This is a genomic window from Streptomyces sp. NPDC051018 (genome assembly GCF_044456085.1).
Lineage (GTDB): Bacteria > Actinomycetota > Actinomycetes > Streptomycetales > Streptomycetaceae > Streptomyces.
In genome coordinates, this window is record NZ_JBITFN010000019.1 from 40,721 (window position 1) to 61,090 (window position 20,370).

Sequence of the window (20,370 nt, forward strand, 5' to 3'; positions counted from 1 at the left end):
GTCACGGTCCGGAGGATCGAGACCCCGGGCAGCCCCGGTCGCACCCTGTACGCGTGCCCCGCGTGCGCACCCCTGCTCGTCCCGGGGCCGGGCCCCGAGGACCGTGTGGGCCGCGGGTGGGTGCACGGCCCCCGGGAGGGCGGGTGAGCAACAGGCGGCCCCCGGGGCGCGGTTCCTCCGCGCGCCCCGGGGGCCGGTTGTCCCGTCACCCCACCCGCCGGGTCACTCCGTGGCGATGGCGTTCAGGACGTTCATACGGCCCGCGCGGAAGGCCGGGACCAGGGCCGCGAGGAGGCCGACGAACGCGGAGGCGACAAAGACGGTCAGGATCGTGGGCCAGGGGATGTCCAGGGTCCTCAGGCCCTCCAGGGCCAGGAGCTTCTGGGCCGCGGCGCCCCAGGCCATGCCCAGGCCGAGTCCGAGGAGGGCGCCGAAGAGGGCGATGACGACCGATTCGAGGCGGATCATCCGGCGGAGCTGGCGGCGGGAGAGGCCGATGGCGCGCATCAGGCCGATCTCGCGGGTGCGCTCGACCACCGAGAGGGCCAGGGTGTTCACCACACCGAGGACGGCGACGATGATGGCGAGTGCCAGCAGGCCGTACACGATGTTCAGAAGCTGGCCGATCTGGTCCTGGAGGCCCTTCTTGTAGTCGGCCTGGTTCTTCACCTGGTACTGCGGGTAGGGCTCCAGGGCCTTCTTGAGCGCCGCGTACGCCTCGTCCTCCTGGCCGTCCTCGGCGGAGGCGAGGAGCATGCTGTTCCCGGGCATACTGCCGGCGGGGATGTACTGCTCGGCCGTGGCGGTGGAGAGGTACTTCGCGCCCTGGTCGAGGCTGCTGTCGTCGGAGGTGATCGCCCGGACCGTCAGCTCGGCCGTACGGCCGGCGGTGAAGGAGACGGTGAGCGGGTCGCCGACCTTCACGCCGTACTTGTCGGCGTAGGTCTCGCCGATGGAGATGGAGTCCTTGCCGTAGGCCGCGGAGAGGTCACCGGCGACCGTCTCCCGGCGCAGGTCCTGCGCGTAGGTCGGGTCGGCGGCGGTGAGGGACTCCTTGGTGACGGCGCCGCCGGCGGTGACGATCTTGGCGCGGACCTCCTTGTTCTGGGTGATGTGGTCGATGCCGGGCACCTTCGCCATCGCCTGGTGGGCCTGCGGCACGATCGGCTGGAAGGTGCTCGGTATGACGATGAAGTCCGCGCCGACCGACTTGTCCAGCTCTTCGTTGGCGGAGGCGACCATGGAGGAGCCGACCACCGACAGAGCGGCCACGAGGGCGAGGCCGATCATCAGGGCGGCGGCGGTCGCTCCCGTACGCCGCGGGTTGCGCAGCGCGTTGCGCTCGGCCATGCGGCCGATGGGGCCGAACATCCTCAGCGTCGGGGCGCTGATGAGCCGTACCAGCACACCCGACAGCAGCGGGCCGACGACGACGAAGCCGAGCAGGGTGAGGAACACCCCGAGGCCCAGGAACATCGAACCGTCGCCCGCCTCGTCGGCGCGCGTGGTCATCACCAGGGCGGCGGCGCCGCCGCCGGTGAGCAGCAGACCCAGCAGGCCCCGGACGAGGCCGGCCTTGCGGTCGCCGGGCGTACCGGCGTCGCGGAGGGCGGCCATCGGGGAGACCTTGCCCGCCCGGCGGGCCGGGATGTACGCGGCGACGACGGTGACGACGACGCCGAGCGTGAGGCCGACGACGGGTGTGGTCATCTTGACGGTCAGATCGTCCGTGGACAGGTTCATGCCCATGCTGCCCATCAGTTCCATCAGCCCGACGGCGAGCCCGACTCCGGCTCCGACACCCGCGACGGAGCCGATGACACCGAGCAGCAGCGCCTCGATCAGCACGGAGCGGTTGACCTGCTTGCGGCTGGAGCCGATGGCCCGCATCAGGCCGATTTCCCGGGTGCGCTGGGCGACCAGCATCGAGAAGGTGTTGACGATGAGGAAGATGCCGACGAGGAAGGCGATTCCGGCGAAGCCGAGCATCGCGTACTTCATCACGTCCAAGAACTCGCCGACGTCCTGGCGGCTCTCGTCCACGTTCTCCTTGGCGGTCTGGAGCTTGTAGGCGCCGCCGGTGGCCTCGGCGATGTCCCGCTTCAGCTGCTCGTCGCTCACGCCGTCGGCGGCGGTGACGAAGAGCTGGGCGAACAGCCCTTCCTTGCCGAGGAGTTCACGCTGGGCGGTGGGCGTGTCGAAGTAGACGACGGCCGCGCCCGGGTTGGTGACCTTGAAGGTGGTGATGCCGGAGATCTTCGCGGAGAAGTCGCCGACGGCGGAGATGGTGCGCAGTTCATCGCCCAGCTTCAGGCCGTGCTTGTCGGCCGTGTCGGCGTCGACCATCACATCGGTGGGACCGCGCGGCTCGTGGCCGGAGGTGATCTCGAACATCTTGAGATCGCTCTTGGTCCAGTTGCCCGCGATGGTGGGGGCGCCGGTCGTCGAGCCCATGTTCTTGTTGTCGGCGTTGACGACGGTCACGCTGGAACTGGCGGCGACGCCCTCGACGAACTCGACGCCCTCGACCGACTCGATCTTCCGTACCAGGGACGCGGGCAGCGTCTCGGGCTTGCCGGTCTTCTGGGTCTCCTCCTCGCTGCCCGCGCTCTTGGGCGAGAGGGTGACGTCGGACGAGGTGACGGCGAAGAGCTTGTCGAAGGTGGTGTTCATCGTGTCGGTGAACACCAGGGTGCCCGAGACGAAGGCCACGGACAGCAGCACCGCCACGGCCGAGAGCGCCATACGTCCCTTGTGCGCGAAGAAGTTGCGCAGGGAGGTCTTGAATACGGTCACGACGTACGCCCCCGGGCGTCGAAGTCCTTCATACGGTCGAGTACGGCGTCGGCGGTGGGCCGGAACATCTCGTCGACGATCCGGCCGTCCGCGAGGAAGACGACGCGGTCCGCGTAGGAGGCGGCGACCGGGTCGTGGGTGACCATGACGATGGTCTGGCCCAGCTCGTCCACGGAACGGCGCAGAAAGCCGAGCACTTCGGCGCCCGCGCGGGAGTCGAGGTTTCCGGTCGGCTCGTCGCCGAAGATGATCTCGGGGCGTGCGGCGAGCGCACGGGCCACGGCGACCCGCTGCTGCTGGCCGCCGGAGAGCTGGGTGGGCCGGTGCTTGAGGCGCCCGGCGAGGCCGACGGTCTCCACGACGCGGTTCAGCCAGGCGGTGTCCGGCTTGCGGCCGGCGATGTCCATGGGGAGCGTGATGTTCTCCAGGGCGTTGAGCGTCGGAAGCAGATTGAACGCCTGGAAGATAAAGCCGATCCGGTCCCTGCGGAGCTGGGTGAGCTTCTTGTCCTTGAGGCCGGTGATCTCGGTGTCGTCGAGGTAGATCTTGCCCGAGGTCACGGTGTCGAGCCCGGCGAGGCAGTGCATCAGCGTGGACTTGCCGGAGCCGGAGGGGCCCATGATGGCGGTGAACCGGCCCCGGTCGATGTCCACGTCGACATGGTCGAGCGCGACGACCCGGGTCTCCCCGCTGCCGTACGCCTTGACGACCTGTCGTCCGCGCGCGGCGACGGCGGTCCGCCCTCCAGTGGCCCCGTGGGGCGGAAACGTCGTAGCCGTGGTCACGGTATGTCTCCTCGATCAGTGGTCGTGTGGTGTCGCCGCGTACGTGTCGAGTCTGTCGGCGGGGAGCCGGGCGGCGCGCTGGGGCGGGGCACCGTCTTGGTGCGGGGGTTTACCCCACCCCCCGGTGGGGCTTGCCCCAGCGCGTCCGGAGCGTGTCCGGCCCGGCGTCGGGCCCGGAGTACGCCCCGGCCGCGCCCGAGCAGCGTTGCGTCCCGCCGCCGGAGCGCGTTGTTCCGCCGCCGGAGCGCGTTGTTCCGCCGTCGGAACGTCCGGTCGCCCCCCTGCCGGAGCGGCCGGACTTCCCCGCCGGGCGGTCCGGGCGCCGTGAGAACACGCTAGGGAATCGGACCCCGCGGTCTCGTCGTCCCTCAGTACGAACATGCGCCTGTCGTACGTAGGGAGAGGCCCTTAGGGGTCTCCATCCCCGGGTGGAGACCCTCGGTCACGAGCCTGCACCCTGCCGCCGCGTCAGGCTCAAGTGCTGCGGCCGGTGCCGCTGTTCAGGGGGCGGGGCGTTCCCCCGGCGGGCGGAGGGACCCGGAGGAGGGACGAGGGGGCCAGGGCGCGCGTGGGCGCGAGCGAGCCGGGACGGTGGGCGGGGGGCAAGCCCGCCGCCGGGGTCCGGGAGGGACGTGAGCCGTGGCGGGGCGGGGCTTGACGGCCGGTACGGGGACCGCCGCAAGGCAGGCGGGGTACGGAAGGCTCACCCCGAGCGGACCGGCGGCGTCCCCGCCGGGTGGACCGCGTCCGGGACGGCCGTACGCACGGCATCGGGTTACCCGGGCACCGGCGGCCGGGGAGCGCCCCGGCCGCACGCGGGAACGGACGGCCGGGCCGTGTCGTCGAAGGAGCGCCGTCCGCACGGGAAGGGCGGGGTCCCAGGTGTCCGGTACGTACGGTCGCCGGGCGGAGAATCGCTCCCGCACGGGGCGCAGTCGGGTCACCCCGACCACGCGGCCCGGGTCCCGGCGGGAGTGCTTCGAGGAGAAGCCGGGCCCAGGGGCGGGGGTACTCGCAGACGCCGGGTCCACAGGGACCCGGCGGGAGTCCGGCCGCGCCGGCTAACCGTCCGCGGGCGCCCGGCCCGTCAGGGAGGCCAGGCTGTTGCGGATGTGGTCCATATGCGCCTGCATCTCCTCGCGCGACTCCTCGTGCTCCCGCAGGATCCGGTCCGTCTCCCGGGCGGTGCGCTCCGCGGCCGTACGGGCCACGGCGAGCAGCTCCGCGGCGCGGGCCTCCGCGTCCTCCTGGGTGTGGCGGGCGTACTCCTGCGCTCCGGCGACGGCGCGCTCGGCCTCGGCTCGGGAGGACTCGGCGCGGGAGGTCAGCTCGGCGTGCCGGGCCTCAAGGGCGGTGTGGCGGACGGCGATCTCGTGTTCCGCGGACTCCCAGCGCTCGGCCTGCCCGGACTCCAGCCGGGCGAGCAGGTCCTCGGCGCGCCGGCGCATGTCCTGCCAGTAGGTCATCGCCTCGTCGCGCAGTCCGGCGGCCTCACCGCGGGCCGCCGTCAGATGCTCACCGGCGGCCGCGCGGGCCGCGGAGAGGCGCTGCCGGGCGTCCTCCTCGGCCGCCGACCGTACGGCGTCGGCGTTCGCACGGGTACGGTCGGCGAGGGCACGGGCACCGTCGGCGGCGGTGTCCAGTGTCGCCTGCGCGCCGTCACGGGCGGACTCGCGCAGCGCCGCCGCCTCCTCCTCCGCCAGCCCGAGGAGCTGCCGGGCCCGCCCGCCCAGCGACTCGTACGTCTGCGGGGCGAGCGCGGCGACGGTCTCCCGCAGCCGGGCCGCCTCGCTCTCCATCTGCTTGGCGAGGACGGTGAGCCGGGCCGCGCGCTCCCAGGAGGCGTCGCGTTCCTCGGAGAGAGAGGAGACGTACGCGTCGGCCTGTTCGGGGCGGTAGCCGCGGCGTACGACGTCGAAGCCGTGAGGCGGCACTCCTGCGGTACTCATTTTCGCGATCCCTTCCGGCCCCCCACGACACAGCGGACCACCGCGGCACCCAGAGCACATGACGCGATAGTGCGCATATCATCCAGGATCGAAGCGAAGCGTTCAAAACGCGACACTCTGCGGGTCGTTTTGCGGGACAATGCGCGAACTCGCGGGTGGTCCGAGACCACGGGCGGGTGGAGTCACGAGGTTCGCGGGAACGCCGGGAACACAGGCTCGGGGAACAAGGATTCGCGGGGCCGCCGTCGGCTCGTGGTCGGCCCGTGGCCGGCTCGTGGTACGAGGGGGCACGACCCCGGGCCCGGATGCGCGGGGACACGGCTCCGTACACACGGCGACACGGCTCGGGGTCACGGCTCCCGGGCCACCGCCCACGGACGAGGAGCCGAGCGGACAGGCGGGCCCGCCGGGACCCGGCGCCGGACACGCTGCCGGTTCAGGCCCCGGACACCGAGCCGGTTCACGCCCCTGACGCGGGCGGGAACGGCAAGGCGCCCGGACCTCGGTGCGGTGGTCCGGGCGCCTTCGGTACGGCTACAGCAGGCCGTCCCACATCTGTTCGAGCAGGACCGACCACCAGCCCTCCGGCGACGCCAGCGCCGCCGGGTCGAGCGCGGCCAGATAGGACTGGAAGTCCACCGTCCAGCGGCCGGCCTGCTCCGGGTTGAGCCCGTACCGCAGCCGCCACATCCGGCCGAGCAGTGCCATACAGCGGACGAACTCCGGCAGCCCCGTGTTCACGAACTGCGGGGCGTGCGACTGACCGCCCGGCCCGGCCTCCACCGGGACGGCCACGATGTTCGCCGTACCGTACTGGACACAGATCGCGCGGCCGAAGTCACTGCCGATCACCAGATACGAGCCCGCGTCCACGGCGGCCTGAACCTGTCGCTGGGCGGCCAGCTCGGCCAGCGTCGGGATGACCGGCTGGGCGGGCTGCGCCCAGAAGAACGGGTTGAAGTCACCCGGCAGCCCCGCGAACACCAGCGTCGCGGCCACCACGTCCGGCACGCCCTGACGCGCCACCGCGCGCTGGTCGAACCGGCACAGGCCCTGCGGCCCGAACGCGCCCAGCAGTTCCTGCGCCACCGCCTGCGGCGGGACGGGCGGCGCCTGCTGCACCTGGGGCAGCGGCGCCCGTACCGGCGCGGGGCGCGCCGGACCGTCCGCCACCTGGTGCAACTCGCCCTGGTGGGTGATCAGTTGGCGCATGCCCGTCTGACGGCTGGCATGGTCCCTGCCGTACGGGGCGATATTGGTGATCCGCGCCTGTGGCCAGGTCTCCCGGATCATCCGGGCGCAGTAGCCGCCGGGCAGTTCGCACGACTCCAGCTCGGTGTGCAGCTCCAGCACCTGCTGCGGCGGCACGTTCATGGCGCGCAGCTCGTGCAGGATCTGCCACTCCGGGTGCGGGGTGCCGGGCGCGGAACGGCGGATCAGCTGCGCCTCCGAGCCGTCGGGCGCGCGGTAGCGCAGGACGGCCTGGTAGCCGGGTCCGACGGTCGGGGTTCCGGTGGGCTGCGAGGGATAGCCGTACGCGGGAGGCGGGGCGCCCTGCGAGGCGTGCGGCATACCCGGCGGGCCGGGAGGTCCGGGAGGACCGGCGGGGGGACCGGGGGGTCCCGGAGGCGGCGGGGTGGCACCGGACGGCACACCGGGCGGACCAGGTGGGCCGGGCGGCTGCGGGGCGCCGGGTGCGCCCGGGCCAAGCGGGTTGGGACCGGCCAGCATCGTCGCCGCGTGGTGGACACCACCGCCCGGAGGGGGCGGCGGAGTGAAACCGGGCGGTCCGGGAGGCTGGGGCGCGCCCGGGCCACCCGGAGCGCCCGGGCCAAGTGGATTGGGGCCCGCCAGCATCGTCGCCGCGTGGTGGACACCACCGCCGGGCGGAGGCGTGGAGCCGGGGTGCCCGGGCGGACCAGGAGGACCGGGGGGCGCGGGCGGTCCGGGGGGTCCCGGAGGCGGCGGGGTGGCACCGGACGAGACTCCGGGCGCGCCAGGAGGGCCGGGCGGACCGGGAGGGGCCGGCGGACCGGGCGGCTGCGGGCCCTCGGAACCGAGCTGGGAGACGAGCTGGGTCGGCAGATATCCCGCCGCCGGCGCTCCCGGAGTACCCGGGCCCGACGGCGGGGGCGTCGCCCCCGGGCGTACGCCCGGCGTACCGGGAGCACCGGGCGGCGGCGGGGTCGTCGAGCCACCGCCGCGCGGACCGCGCGCGCCCCTCGGCGGGGCCTGCGCCTTGCTCGTCGCCGCGTCCGCGATGTCGGCGGCACCGGCGGGCGCGGCGGGCCCGGCACCCGGCCTGGCGGACGGGTCACCCGGCGCGGGCGGAGTGGAACCGGGGGCTCCCGGGGCGCCGGGGGCCGCGGCGGAGTGGCCGGGCGTGGGGTCGAGCGTCGGGGAGACCGCGGTCGGCGGCAGCGCGCTGCCGCCCGACATCAGCGCGGTGGGGGCGTCCGCGCCCACGATCGGCGGGGCGTCCTCCCGGTCCGAGCCGGAGATCGGCGGTGCGAACACGGTGTCCGGCAGCGGTACGGAGGCGTCGTCCGGGCCCGCCGCACTGGTGTCGTTCCAGGGCGTACGGCCGCCGGGGGGCGCATCCGAGGGGACTGAGGGGGCCGGGGGTACCCGGTCGGCAGGGCCCTGGCCCGAGGCGAGCGGGCCGGAGGGGAAGCGGTCGGAAGGCGGTGTGTCCGAGGGCACGGGCCCGCGGCCCCCGTCACGCGCGTCCGGCCAGGCGGTCCCGCCCCCGGAGGTGCCGGGAGACGCGGGCGTACGCGAGGAACCGGCGTCGGGCCACCCCGTACCGCCCGCCGGCGAACCGGCGGAGGAGGACCCCCCGGACCCCCCGGACGCCGAACCGCCCGCCGCGAAGGGATCCGAGGAGGCACCCGCACCCGCGCCCGCGCCGGAGGTACCGGAAACACCGGAGGTACCGGCAGCACCGGGAGCGTCGGCCGGGACGGAAGGCGCGGAGGGAACAGCGGTGCCGGCGCCCGTATCCGTACCGGAGGACGGCCTCCTGTCCGGCGCACCCAACCGGTCCGCGGCCTCCTGGAGCCACTCCGGCGGAGTGATCAGGAAGGACGTCTGGTTGAGATCGATCCGCTTCGGCGGCTCGGCGGCGGCCGGGGAAGGGGCGACTGCGGCGCCGTACTCCTCTTCGTACCGGCGGATGACCTCGCCCACCGGCAGTCCCGGCCAGAGCGTCGCGTCACCGCTGTCGCGGGCGATCACCAGCCGCTGGGCACCGCCGTCGGAACGGGCGCCGCCCTCGCGGTCCTCCGCCCAGACGACGAAGCCGAGATCGAACTCCCGCACCCGCACCTCACGGTGCTGATAGGCGGGCACATCGCCGTTGACCCACTCTTCCGCGCGCTCCTGCGCCTGCGCGAAGGTCACCATCGGAGCGTCACCCCTCGTCCGAAACCGGGACGGCACGCGCGAAGCCGCCGTCCACCATCAGGTTCGCGACGGTCTCCAGCTCCGGCGGATTGCCCGCGAGCCGCTGGAGGAAGCCGTCGAAGTCGTCGCCGCAGGGCAGCAGGAGCCGGTCCACCCGCTCCTGTACGTGCCAGCCGTCCTGGTCGCGTGCGTCGTCGTACGGGCAGAACCAGACCGAGCCGGTCGCCGAACCCCGCACCTTCACGGCCAGGATGCCGCCCTGGACGAACGCGATACCGAGATAGTCCTTGGTCAGATGGTCCCGCAGGCATTTGTTGACGTACACCAGGTCGTTGATCGCGGCCTCGTCCCGCACCGTGAGGAACGGCTGGTCCACCAGCAGCCCCAGCTCCGCGTCGAGCGCGGCGCCGACCGGGGCGCAGCCGCCGGCGGCCTTGAGGAAGGTGCGGTACGCGCCGGGCAGCCGGTAGCCGAGGTCCTCCTCCACGCCGAGCAGTTGCTGCTCGCTGACGGAGACCGCGCTCTTGGGCAGCCCGAAGTGCGCGGGCCGGGTCTCCTGGAGCGGGCGGGTGCCGCGCTTGGACTGGTCGACGACGGTGGTCGTCAGCCCGCCGTGGTGCCGGAGCAGGGCCTTGACCTCGACCGGGATCAGTTCGAGGCGGCGGGTGCCGCGGACGTGGTGCCAGGTCCAGCCGTGCGGGGTGGCGACCGGGGAGACCGTGTCCCAGAGCTGGTGGCCGTCGGCGTGCAGCGCGGCGTTGGCGGACACGTAGTCCGTCAGACGCAGTTCGTCGATGCCGAAGCCCGTCGGGGGTTCGTCGATCTCGGCGGCGGCACGGGCGTACGCGGAGAAGTCCGGGTAGCCGTCGGGGTCCACGCGCACGCCCATGGGGTGGCGGGCGGCCCGCACCGGATCCGGGAAGTTCACGACCTGACCGGCGTAGGCCGCGTTCGGTGGCGCGACATGTCCCCGGGGGCCGGGGGGTGGTGCCCCCAGCCCTTGCCGATCTGTCGTCATGGCGATCTGCCCCCTGCTGGCTACTGACTGTTCGGGACAGCCTATGCGGTGGGGCGACAGGGGGCGCCCGGGCGGCGGCAGCGGTCCCCGTACGGCCGCCTCCCACCCCGTTCCGGCCCATGGCGACCGCCGGTTCGGGGGTCTGCAAACCGTCGGCGCCGGGCGTTCCCCGTTGTTACGAAGTGTCACAACCGCGTGACCGAACGCCGACGGCGACACACGTTTCAGCGACCCAGCTTCCCCACGCAGCACCGCGTTTGGCAGGCTGTTCGCAACTCGGGGGGAGTGCACCGGAGGGGACGACCGCACCATGCACACAGCGCAACCAAGTACAAAGAGCAACACGGGTGATCCTCGTCTCAGCTGGAGCAGCGACGAGGAGACGCCCGTGCCCGCGCTCAACCACCGGCGCGACGGCATCCTGCCCACCGTCGCGGCGGCACTCTCCGTACGCGGCGAAACGCTCACGTCCACCGCCGGGAAGGGCGACCAGCCGCCCGTGCACCACCCGCTCGTCCAGGACTTCCTCGACACCCTCACCAGCGGTCAGCGCGAGCGCTTCACCGGGCGCTGTCCGGAGGCGATTTTGCTGTCGCGCCATCTGACGGCGGTGGACGGCAGGCGCTCCAAGCGGGCGCAGCGCAAGCCGCTGACGTTCGGCGAGGCCAAACGCGCGCTGAAGCAGGCGAAGCTGACGGCGCGCAGGATCCGGGAGGACGGCGATCCGCTGCACGGCAGTTACGCGCCGCCCTGCCGTTCCTGTACGGCGATGCTCGACCACTTCGGGGTACGAGCCGTGGACCCCACCGCCCCCGAGAACGGCTGAAACCCCTATGCCCGAAAATCTCAGTACCACCAGGTTCCCGGTGGGCGTCGACGCCGCGCTGCGAGAGGCGGGCTGGCAGCCCGGCCGCTGGGACATCAAGCTGGCCGAGCACTGGGCCGACTCCCTGCGCGCGTACGAGTCCCCCGGGGGGCACCGCCACACGGTGTTCCCGGCGGCGGTGGAGGCATGGGCGGAGTTCGGCGGACTGCGGATCGCGGCGCTCGGGCCGGGGCGGCAGACGGTGCCGCCGCTGGTACGGGTGGATCCGCTCGCGGGGCTGCACCTGGCGCGCACGCTCGCGGATCTGGGGCGGGCGCTGGAGACGGAGGTCGCTCCGCTGGGGATGGAGGGGGAGGATCAGGCGGTCCTCGCGATCGACATCGCGGGGCGGGTGTTCAGTGTGGACCACACGGGGGACTGGTTCGTCGGCGCGGACATCGACCGCGCCCTCTCCACGCTCCTGGAGGGCTTGCAGCCCAAGCGCCTGACCCTCTCCTGACGAATGCGGGGGCGCCGCGGGGGGCGCCGCCGGGGTGCGGGGGCGGACCCTGCCCTTGTCCGTGGGCGCGCTCCGGAGCACCCTCGGTCCTCAAACGCCGGACGGGCTCCATGTACTCGACCCCGCCCCAGTCCGCGGGGGTGCGCCGGAGCACCGTCTGTCCTCAATCGCCGGACGGGCTTCATGCGCCGGGCCCTCCCCGGCCCGCGGGAGTGCACCGGAGCACCCCCGGGTCCTCAAACGCCGGACAGGCTCCATGTACTCGACCCTCCCCGGCCCGTTCGCGCCCTCCCGAGCACCGTCCGTCCTCAAACGCCGGACGGGCTACATGCGCCTGGCCCTGCCCCGGTCCGCGGGAGTGCTCCAGAGCACCCCCGGTCCTCAAACGCCGGACGGGCTACATATGCCCGCCCCTCCCCGAGCCGTTCGCATCCTCCGGAGCACCCGCCGTCCTCAAACGCCGGACGGGCTTGATGGGGTGGGCCCTGCCCCTGGCCGGGAACGCCCACCCGAGCACCGGCCGTCCTCAGACGCCCGCAGGCTCCTTGGGGCGGACCGGCGCCTCGCGGAAGCGGTCCGCCGACGGCCCGGGGGAGGTAACTTCCCTGTCTCAGGGGGAATCGACAGACGTCGTCGACCGCCACGGAGAGCACCGTTGATCTGCCGTTTGATCTGCCGTTTGTCTGCCGTTGCCGATGAGAGGGTCCGTTGCGACCGTGGATAAGCCTCTTGACGCGATCTACTGCGAGGGTTGGGACCCGTGTGCCCGTGCGGTCACAGGTCCCCTGACATCCGAGGTCGCCCGTGCCCGGGACATCTCCGGGGAGCAGTACGCGGTCGTGATCTTCTCCGGGAGCCTGCCTCTGGTGCTGATCGAGGTCGCATGGCGGCATCACATGTGTGTGGTGTGGGGCTTCGACGAGGATCGTCGGCGCATGGTGAAACGTGACATGCGCCGGCTGGCCGGTGGGCAGCTCGTTCTCGTCGAGGAGATCGTCTGGGAGTATTCCCACGCGGAACAGGACGAGTTCGACCCGGCCGTGCCGTGCCGTACCGTCCAGACCCGTACCGACAGGCCGGACGGTGGCGTGATGGTCATCACGGAGCGCACCCGGACGAGCAGGGACGCGGCCCGGGACAGTCTGATGCTCGACGTGCCTTCCTTCGGTGACTGGAGCACGCTCATCCTCATGGGCAACAGCACCGTGGGAACGGAGACGGTCTCGGATTTCATCGACGACGGCGTTCTGGCGCTGCTGGCCGAACTGCCCGGCCACGGTGGTGACTGGAGGCCGGAGCCCCTGCTGCCGAGGCATCTGTCCAACGCCCGTCTCGTGGAGCGGTATCCGCCGCCGTCCGATGTCGCCGTGGTGCCCTTCGTCCGACCGGTCTGGCAGCCCCCGCGGCCCCTGCTGCCGGATCCCCGGGTGCTGGCCCATGACAGAGCGCCCCGCCCGATGTCGTTGCACGGTGAACAGCTGCTGCTTGAGTCGCATATCGCCGGATCGCTGCGACTGCCGACCGGCCGCGTGATCGCGTCGGACCCCGATGACTACTTTCTCGCGGACCGGGCTCCCTACACGGTGACCGTCCCACCGGGGACCTACCGGGTCTTCCTCAATGTGGTGCGCTCGCCGGAGGGGATCGGTATGAGCCCGCGCGTCGCCGCCTGTGGGTTGCTGATCCGGGACGAGCAGGTGTCATCGTGGGAGCTCGCGCTCTTGCCCGGAGAGGATCCGCGCCTGCTGCGTGACGGTGATGCCTATGGTTTCGGCGTCGACTCCGGCATGGCGTCCTTCATGGATGCCGCCGCGGTCCAGGAGGTGGTGGGCGGCGACCACCGGCTCGGAGAAGGCCAGGTCGCCGGCGTACGCCTCGCGTTTCTCGACGGGTCCGATTCCGGTGCCGACCTGGTCGCTTTCGAAAGCGGCTGGGGCGACGGAACCTATCCGGTGTGGATCGGCCGGACCCCGAGCCGCGCTGTCGCCTGCTTCGTCGCGGACATGCTCCTGTCTCCGACGTGATGAGCGAGCGCGAGAGGACCGTCCGGCACCTGAGACCAAACCGGACCGGGGGAGGGCCACGCACAAGCAAGCCCGTCCGGCACTTGAGGACGGACGATGCCCCGAAGCACGGTCACGGGCCCGGCAAGGCCCACCCACAACAGCCCGTCCGGCGATTGAGGACGGACGGTGCTCCGGAGCACCCCCACCGGCCGGGCAAGGCCACGCACAAGCAAGCCCGTCCGGCGCTTGAGGACCGAGGGCGCTCCGGGCGCGGAGCCCGGAGAAGAGTCACCCGTGCGGCAGGACCGCCGACACGCGGAAGCCCCCCGCATCCGTGGGGCCCGACACGAACACACCCCCCAGCCCCAGCACCCGCTCCCGCATGCCGATGAGCCCGTTGCCCCCGCTCGGCAGATCCGCGCGCGGCGCCGAGCCGGCCGCCTCCGGTTCGCCGTTCTCGATCTGCATGGCGACCTCGGCCTCCCGGTGCGCGAGCCGGACCATCACCTTGGCGCCCGCGGCGTGCTTGTGGACATTGGTGAGGGCCTCCTGGACGACGCGGTAGGCGGTCTGCTCGACCTCCGGCGTATACGCCCGTACCTCGCCCTGGACGGCGAGCTCCACGACCATCCCGGCCTGCCGGGACTGCCCGACGAGGTCCTCCACATCGGCGATGCAGGGCCCGTCGTCCGCCGCGGCCGCCGCGGCCGCGGCCGCGGCGGCCCCGACCGCGGCCAGGGGCACCGGCGTGATCCGGGGCGTGTCCCCCTCGCCCGCGCGCAGGACGCCGAGCATCTCGCGCAGCTCGGTGAGGGCCTGGCGGCCCATGTCCCCCACGAGCGCCGCGTTCTTCACCGCCTTCTGGGGGTCCTTCAGGGCGACCGCCTGGAGCGCCGCCGCGTGCACGACCATCAGGCTCACCCGGTGGGCCACGACGTCGTGCATCTCACGGGCGATCCGGGTCCGTTCCTCCGTACGCGCCCACTCGGCCCGCTCCTCGGCCCGGTCGGCGAGGAGGGACAGCTCCTGTTCGAGGCTGTCGGCACGTTCCCGCAGGCTCTCCATCAGCCGGCGCCTGGCCCCTATGTAGAGGCCGAAGAGGAGGGGCGGCAGGGTCATCCCGATGGCCACGAAGCTGGCCATCAGCGGGACGTACCAGACGCCGGGGTCCTCGAAGTCGGAGTTCCGTATGTCCTGGCGGAGCTGGAGGGAGGCCACGATGAACATGGCCACCAGCGAGGTGCCCGACAGCGTGACGATGATGCGCCTCGGCACCTCGGACGCGGCGAGCGTGTACAGGCCGACGAAGCCCAGCAGATAGCCCATCTCGGCGGGGGTGACCGCGATCGAGACGAGCACCACCGCGATCGGCGAGCGCCGCCGCAGGACGAGCACGGATCCGGCGATCAGCCCGAACAGCACCCCGAGCGGCAGGGGAAACGCGGCCCTCTCGGCGAATCTCGCACCCTCCAGAGCGCATTCGAAGGCGGAGACGACGCCGAGCCCGGCATCCAGCGCGACGCTCCGCCGCCGTCCCCACCACAGCCAGGCACGGGTGGTCGTTCCCGTGGCGTCCTGCTGTGCCCCCGTTGTGGTCATGTACTCCACCCTACGGGCGCGCGCGACGGATTTTCCCGGCAGTTTTCGGGGAGCGGACACCTGGAGCACCCGCGGTGAGCCCGGCCCGCACCCGCCCGGCGCCGGCCCACACACCCCGCCCGCACCCGCCCGGCGCCGGCCTCCGCGTCCGGCGCACGGCCGTCCGGCACCCCCGACGCGCGCCACCTCGTACCCACGTCGTCCCCACCGCGTACGCCGTGGCACCGGACCCCCCGGGGCATCTCTCCCGGCGCCTCCGGACGACTCCCGGACGAGCCCCCGGCGCCTCCGGCGACCCGCCCCGCGCGGCCGACGGCGGAGTACCGTCGCGGCGGAGGCGGGCGGTACGGCATAGTAGGGGCTGCCCTGGTGATGTCGGCCACGCGAAGCGGGACGTCATCACCTCTCCGGGGCACGCCTTCCCAGGTCGTCTAATGGCAGGACAAATGGTTTTGGTCCATTGAATGAGGGTTCGATTCCTTCCCTGGGAGCGTCGTGAGGACGGGTCCTGACCGGTGACGGTCGGGACCCGTCCTCATATCACCGGCGAAACCCACCGGTATCCTTCGGATGTCCACCACTCGAAGCCGAAGGGCATACCCGTGAGCGCCATTCGCCCGGCAGCCGTCGTCGTCCTCGCAGCGGGTGAGGGCACCCGCATGAAGTCGAAGACACCCAAGGTCCTGCACGAACTGTGCGGACGATCACTCGTCGGCCATGTCGTCAGCGCCGCGCGCGAGCTGGAGCCCGAGCATCTCGTCGTCGTCGTCGGCCATGCCAGCGAGCGGGTCGAGGGGCATCTCGCCGAGCGGTACGCCGGTACCCGCACCGCCTACCAGGCCGAGCAGAACGGCACCGGTCACGCCGTCCGTATCGGTCTGGAGGAGCTGGCGCCGGGCGGCGCGCTCGACGGCACGGTCGTCGTCGTCTGCGGTGACACCCCCCTGCTGTCCGGCGGGACGCTGACCGCGCTGGCCGCCACGCACTCCGCCGACGGCAACGCCGTCACCGTGCTGACCGCCGAGGTCCCCGACTCGACCGGCTACGGCCGTATCGTGCGGGACGCCGCCAGCGGCGCCGTGACCGCGATCGTCGAGCACAAGGACGCCACCGACGCCCAGCGCGCGATCCGGGAGATCAACTCCGGGGTCTTCGCCTTCGACGGCCGGCTCCTCGCGGACGCGCTCGGCAAGGTGCGTACGGACAACAGCCAGGGCGAGGAGTACCTCACCGACGTCCTCGGCATTCTGCGCGAGGCCGGTCACCGGGTCGGCGCATCCGTCGCCGCGGACCACCGCGAGATCCTCGGCATCAACAACCGCGTCCAGCTCGCCGAGGCGGGCCGGCTCCTCAACGCCCGGCTGCTGGAGCAGGCGATGATGGCCGGGGTCACCGTGGTGGATCCCGCGTCCGTACGTGTCGATGTCACCGTCACTTTTGAGCCAGATGCGATCATCCACCCCGGCAGTCAGCTCCTGGGGGTCACCCATCTCGGCGAAGGCGCCGAAGTGGGCCCCAACACCCGTCTGAAGGACACCGCCGTCGGCGCCGGGGCCCGGGTGGACAACACCGTCGCCGACGGTGCGGAGATCGGCGCGGACGCGGCCGTCGGACCGTACGCCTATCTCCGTCCGGGCACCCGGCTGGGCCCGAAGTCCAAGGCGGGGACGTATGTCGAGATGAAGAACGCCTCGATCGGCGAGGGCACCAAGGTGCCGCATCTGTCCTATGTCGGCGACGCGACGATCGGCGAGTACTCGAACATCGGTGCGGCCAGCGTCTTTGTGAACTACGACGGCGAGGCCAAGCACCACACGACGATCGGCTCGCACTGCAAGACGGGCTCGGACAACATGTTTGTGGCACCGGTCACGGTCGGGGACGGTGCCTACACCGCCGCGGGGTCCGTCATCACCAAGGACGTACCGGCCGGTTCGCTGGCCGTAGCCCGCGGCCAGCAGCGGAATATCGAGGGTTGGGTGGCCCGTAAGCGGCCCGGCAGCGCCGCCGCGCAGGCCGCGGCGGCAGCCACGGAGATGTCCGGCGACAACAACTGACCGGAAACAGGTGCGCCGAACTCGGCGTACCGTGATACGTGCACACAAATTCGGCTGGCTCGCGTCCGCACGCCCTGTGCTGCCCCGCGGCCAGAGAACACCCCTCTGAGGAGACAGTGCTGTGACCGGGATCAAGACGACCGGCGAGAAGAAACTGATGCTCTTCTCCGGCCGCGCCCACCCCGAGCTGGCCGAGGAAGTCGCACATCAACTGGGTGTCGGTCTGGTGCCGACCAAGGCCTTCGACTTCGCGAACGGCGAGATCTACGTCCGTTTCCAGGAATCCGCCCGCGGTGCCGACTGCTTCCTGATGCAGAGCCACACGGCTCCCATCAATAAGTGGATCATGGAACAGCTGATCATGATCGACGCCCTGAAGCGAGCATCCGCCCGGAGCGTCACCGTCATCGTTCCTTTCTACGGCTACGCCCGCCAGGACAAGAAGCACCGCGGCCGTGAGCCGATCTCGGCCCGGCTGATCGCCGATCTGATGAAGACGGCCGGCGCGGACCGGATCCTCACCGTGGATCTGCACACCGACCAGATCCAGGGCTTCTTCGACGGGCCGGTGGACCACCTCTTCGCACTGCCGATCCTCGCGGACTACGTCGCCGCCAAGGTCGACCCCGCCAAGCTCACCGTCGTCTCCCCCGACGCCGGCCGCGTCCGGGTCGCCGACCGCTGGTGCGACCGGCTCGGCGCACCGCTGGCGATCGTCCACAAGCGCCGTGACAAGGATGTCGCCAACCAGGTGACCGTCCACGAGGTCGTCGGCAATGTCTCGGGCCGGGTCTGTGTGCTCGTCGACGACATGATCGACACCGGTGGCACGATCTGCGCCGCGGCGGACGCGCTGTTCGCCAACGGCGCGGAGGACGTCATCGTGACGGCCACCCACGGGGTGCTCTCCGGCCCGGCGGCGGACCGGCTGAAGAATTCCAAGGTGAGCGAGTTCGTGTTCACCAACACCCTGCCCGACCCCAGCGATCTGGAGCTGGACAAGATCACGGTGCTGTCGATGGCACCGACGATCGCCCGCGCGGTACGCGAGGTCTTCGAGGACGGTTCGGTGACGAGCCTCTTCGAGGAGCAGGCTTGATTTTTTGAGGCTCGGCTCACTCGCCGGGCCTCTCGGCGGAGGGAGTGCCGCTGCGGCTCACTCGCCGGGCCCATGGGGACAGGGTCGCGGCCTTCGGTTTCGGAGGCTGCGGCCCTGTCGTCTGTCCGGGGCCGGGGCCTGAGTCTCGTTCCCGGTTCGTCCAGCACCCCCGCCCCGGGTATCTACCGGCCCCATGATCGATTGGGTGGGCGGACACCGACTTGCGTAGACTGTCGAAGTTGCTCGGCGAGGGAGGCCGCACTCCAGGTGCGGCGGTCCGTTATCGACGCGCTCTTCGTAGCAGGCGTAGCAGGCCGTTCATGGCCGGGTGACCACTCGATTCATCCGTCACACGTCTGTCATACGAGGAGTGCACATGTCCGAGGTGAAGCTCACCGCCGGCATCCGTACCGAGTTCGGCAAGGGCGCCGCCCGTCGCGTCCGCCGTGCCGACCAGGTTCCCGGCGTTCTGTACGGCCACGGCACCGACCCGGTCCACGTCACGCTGCCGGGCCATGAGCTGCTGCTCGCCCTGCGCACGCCGAACGTGCTGATCTCCCTGGACATCGAGGGCCGCTCCCCCGAGCTGGCGATCCCCAAGGCCGTCCAGCGCGACCCGCTGAAGGGCTTCCTGGAGCACGTCGACCTGCTGCTGGTCAAGCGCGGCGAGAAGGTCACCGTCGAGGTCCCCGTCCAGGCCGAGGGCGAGCTGGCGCCGGGCAACTTCCTGCTGGAGCACGTGCTCAACACGCTGTCGGTCGAGGCCGAGGCCACCCACATCCCGGAGTCCGTCACGGTCTCCGTCGCCGGGCTGGAGGCCGGTGCCTCCGTGCTGGCGAAGGACATCCCGCTGCCGTCCGGTACGACGCTGGCCGTCGACGAGGACACCGTCGTCCTCCAGGTCCTGGCCGCGCAGGCCGAGGAGCCCGCCGCTGAGGGCGAGGCCGCCGAGGGCGAGGAGCCCGCGGAGGCGTGAGCCCCGGGGAGCGGGCCACCGCGGATCCGCGGTGGCCCGCTCCCGTGCTCTTCCGGGCCTCGTACTCCTCGGCCCCGTGCCCGCGCCCGGAACCCATGTCCCCGGGACCCCGTTGCCCACCCCCCCGGGGAATCCCCCGGGCCCGCGTCCACCACGGACGTCCCGGAACCCGGAACGCCCCCTTCCGCAGCCGCCGGCTTTCTTGATGGAGACGCGCAGATGACGACCGACGCGAACGCCCCCTGGCTGATCGTGGGCCTCGGCAATCCGGGACCGGGGTACGCCGCGAACCGGCACAACGTCGGCTTCATGGTCGCCGACCTGCTCGCCCGGCGCATCGGCGGCAGCTTCAAGCGGGCGCAGAAGGCGCAGGCCCAGATCCTGGAGGGGCGGATCGGCGCCCCCGGGCCGGCGAGCCGGCGGGTGGTGCTGGCCAAGCCCATGTCGTACATGAACCTCTCCGGCGGGCCGGTCACCGGGCTCCGTGACTTCTACAAGATCCCGACGGCCAACATCGTCGCGGTCCACGACGAGCTGGACATCGGCTACGGCACGCTCCGGCTGAAGCTCGGCGGCGGTGACAACGGTCACAACGGTCTGAAGTCGATGACGAAGGCGATGGGCCCCGACTACCACCGGGTACGGTTCGGCATCGGCCGCCCGCCCGGCCGGATGCAGGTCGCGGACTTCGTGCTCAAGGACTTCTCCGCCACCGAGCGCAAGGAACTGGACTACTTCACGGACCGTGCCGCGGACGCCGTGGAGTGTCTGGTGAGCGAGGGCCTGGAACGCGCGCAGAGTACGTACAACTCCTGAAACGTCCCCATTGACCTGGGTTGACTGAGCGCGGTCACATACTCAAGGATCGCGCCCCATGAAGCGGAGCACCTCCCGGCGTGCGCTGCTCCACGGCCGCCGGGCCGTGATGAGCGCGGTGGCCGTACTGCTGCTGGCCGCCGGATTCTGGGCCTCGTGGGGTACGGCGCAGCACATCCTGCTGGCGAAGGGCCGTGAACACGGCACGATCACGGTCTCGGCCTGCGGTTCGGAGACCTGCACGGGCCGGTACGACCCCGAGGGCTCGTCCCCGCCCCGTACGGATATGACGATCGAGAACTCCGTCGCGGTGAGGAAGGGCGCGACGCTGGACGTCGTCGTGAAGCCCGGCACCTCGCAAGTGGTCCGCACCGGCGCGGGCGGTGCCTTCCACGCCTGGCTCCCCCTGGGCGGGGCCCTGGTCCTGGCGGCCCTGATCATCGGCGGCGGTGTCGGACTGCCCCGGTTCGCCTGGGCGACCGCGGCGACGGGCGGGGCGCTGCTCGTGGGGGCCTTCCTCACCCTCTGAGGCCCCGGCC

At 72.0% G+C, this 20,370-nt stretch carries 14 protein-coding genes and 1 tRNA gene; 9 read left to right on the forward strand and 6 right to left on the reverse strand.

From position 1 onward, the window contains the following. Window positions 1-222: 222 nt before the first annotated feature. The 5 genes from ACIBCM_RS27450 to ACIBCM_RS27470 all read right to left on the reverse strand — a co-directional run bounded on the left by ACIBCM_RS27450 (window position 223) and on the right by ACIBCM_RS27470 (window position 9,953). Window positions 223-2,796 (reverse strand): ABC transporter permease, encoded by a 2,574-nt coding sequence (locus ACIBCM_RS27450; RefSeq protein ID WP_399247698.1) that lies wholly within the window; start codon window positions 2,794-2,796, stop codon window positions 223-225. Then, the gene (locus ACIBCM_RS27455) at window positions 2,793-3,581 is read right to left on the reverse strand and encodes an ABC transporter ATP-binding protein (protein WP_399247699.1); all 789 of its coding nucleotides are present in this window, start codon (window positions 3,579-3,581) and stop codon (window positions 2,793-2,795) included. The genes ACIBCM_RS27450 and ACIBCM_RS27455 overlap by 4 nt, the downstream gene beginning before the upstream one ends. A gap of 1,061 nt (window positions 3,582-4,642) precedes the next feature. Next, window positions 4,643-5,530: a cellulose-binding protein gene (locus ACIBCM_RS27460; protein WP_399247701.1), complete on the reverse strand. Its 888-nt coding sequence runs from the start codon at window positions 5,528-5,530 to the stop codon at window positions 4,643-4,645. Window positions 5,531-6,064: 534 nt separating this feature from the next. After that, window positions 6,065-8,935 carry an SUKH-4 family immunity protein gene (locus ACIBCM_RS27465; RefSeq protein ID WP_399247703.1) on the reverse strand — a complete coding sequence of 957 codons (2,871 nt, stop codon included), beginning with the start codon at window positions 8,933-8,935 and terminating at the stop codon, window positions 6,065-6,067. A gap of 7 nt (window positions 8,936-8,942) precedes the next feature. Continuing rightward, window positions 8,943-9,953, reverse strand: a complete 1,011-nt coding sequence (locus ACIBCM_RS27470) for an SMI1/KNR4 family protein (RefSeq protein ID WP_399247705.1) — start codon at window positions 9,951-9,953, stop codon at window positions 8,943-8,945. A 310-nt stretch (window positions 9,954-10,263) separates the two neighbouring features. Between ACIBCM_RS27470 and ACIBCM_RS27475 the strand changes: the two genes are divergently transcribed. From ACIBCM_RS27475 to ACIBCM_RS27485, 3 genes are all read left to right on the forward strand, one after another. Continuing rightward, the gene (locus ACIBCM_RS27475; protein WP_399247707.1) at window positions 10,264-10,779 is read left to right on the forward strand and encodes a YwqJ-related putative deaminase; all 516 of its coding nucleotides are present in this window, start codon (window positions 10,264-10,266) and stop codon (window positions 10,777-10,779) included. 7 nt (window positions 10,780-10,786) lie between these two features. Continuing rightward, the gene (locus tag ACIBCM_RS27480; RefSeq protein WP_399247709.1) at window positions 10,787-11,278 is read left to right on the forward strand and encodes an SUKH-3 domain-containing protein; all 492 of its coding nucleotides are present in this window, start codon (window positions 10,787-10,789) and stop codon (window positions 11,276-11,278) included. A 716-nt stretch (window positions 11,279-11,994) separates the two neighbouring features. After that, window positions 11,995-13,302, forward strand: coding sequence for a DUF4241 domain-containing protein (locus ACIBCM_RS27485; RefSeq protein ID WP_399247711.1), 1,308 nt, complete (start codon window positions 11,995-11,997; stop codon window positions 13,300-13,302). Between the two features lie 270 nt (window positions 13,303-13,572). Here the strand turns inward: ACIBCM_RS27485 and ACIBCM_RS27490 are convergent, their stop codons facing one another. Continuing rightward, window positions 13,573-14,883, reverse strand: a complete 1,311-nt coding sequence (locus ACIBCM_RS27490) for a sensor histidine kinase (RefSeq protein ID WP_399247712.1) — start codon at window positions 14,881-14,883, stop codon at window positions 13,573-13,575. A 420-nt stretch (window positions 14,884-15,303) separates the two neighbouring features. Here ACIBCM_RS27490 and ACIBCM_RS27495 point away from each other — a divergent pair. From ACIBCM_RS27495 to ACIBCM_RS27520, 6 genes are all read left to right on the forward strand, one after another. After that, window positions 15,304-15,374: transfer RNA gene (locus ACIBCM_RS27495), tRNA-Gln, on the forward strand. Window positions 15,375-15,485: 111 nt separating this feature from the next. Further along, entirely contained in the window at window positions 15,486-16,940 is a 1,455-nt protein-coding gene (glmU, locus tag ACIBCM_RS27500) for a bifunctional UDP-N-acetylglucosamine diphosphorylase/glucosamine-1-phosphate N-acetyltransferase GlmU (protein WP_399247714.1), read from the forward strand. 121 nt (window positions 16,941-17,061) lie between these two features. Further along, entirely contained in the window at window positions 17,062-18,039 is a 978-nt protein-coding gene (locus ACIBCM_RS27505) for a ribose-phosphate diphosphokinase (protein WP_399247716.1), read from the forward strand. A 376-nt stretch (window positions 18,040-18,415) separates the two neighbouring features. Next, complete coding sequence (locus ACIBCM_RS27510) at window positions 18,416-19,015, forward strand: 50S ribosomal protein L25/general stress protein Ctc (RefSeq protein ID WP_399247718.1); 600 nt, start codon at window positions 18,416-18,418, stop codon at window positions 19,013-19,015. A gap of 219 nt (window positions 19,016-19,234) precedes the next feature. Further along, complete coding sequence (gene pth / locus ACIBCM_RS27515) at window positions 19,235-19,831, forward strand: aminoacyl-tRNA hydrolase (RefSeq protein ID WP_399247720.1); 597 nt, start codon at window positions 19,235-19,237, stop codon at window positions 19,829-19,831. Window positions 19,832-19,889: 58 nt separating this feature from the next. Further along, on the forward strand, window positions 19,890-20,360 hold the full coding sequence (locus ACIBCM_RS27520) for a hypothetical protein (protein ID WP_399247722.1): 471 nt from the start codon (window positions 19,890-19,892) through the stop codon (window positions 20,358-20,360). Window positions 20,361-20,370 lie beyond the last annotated feature (10 nt).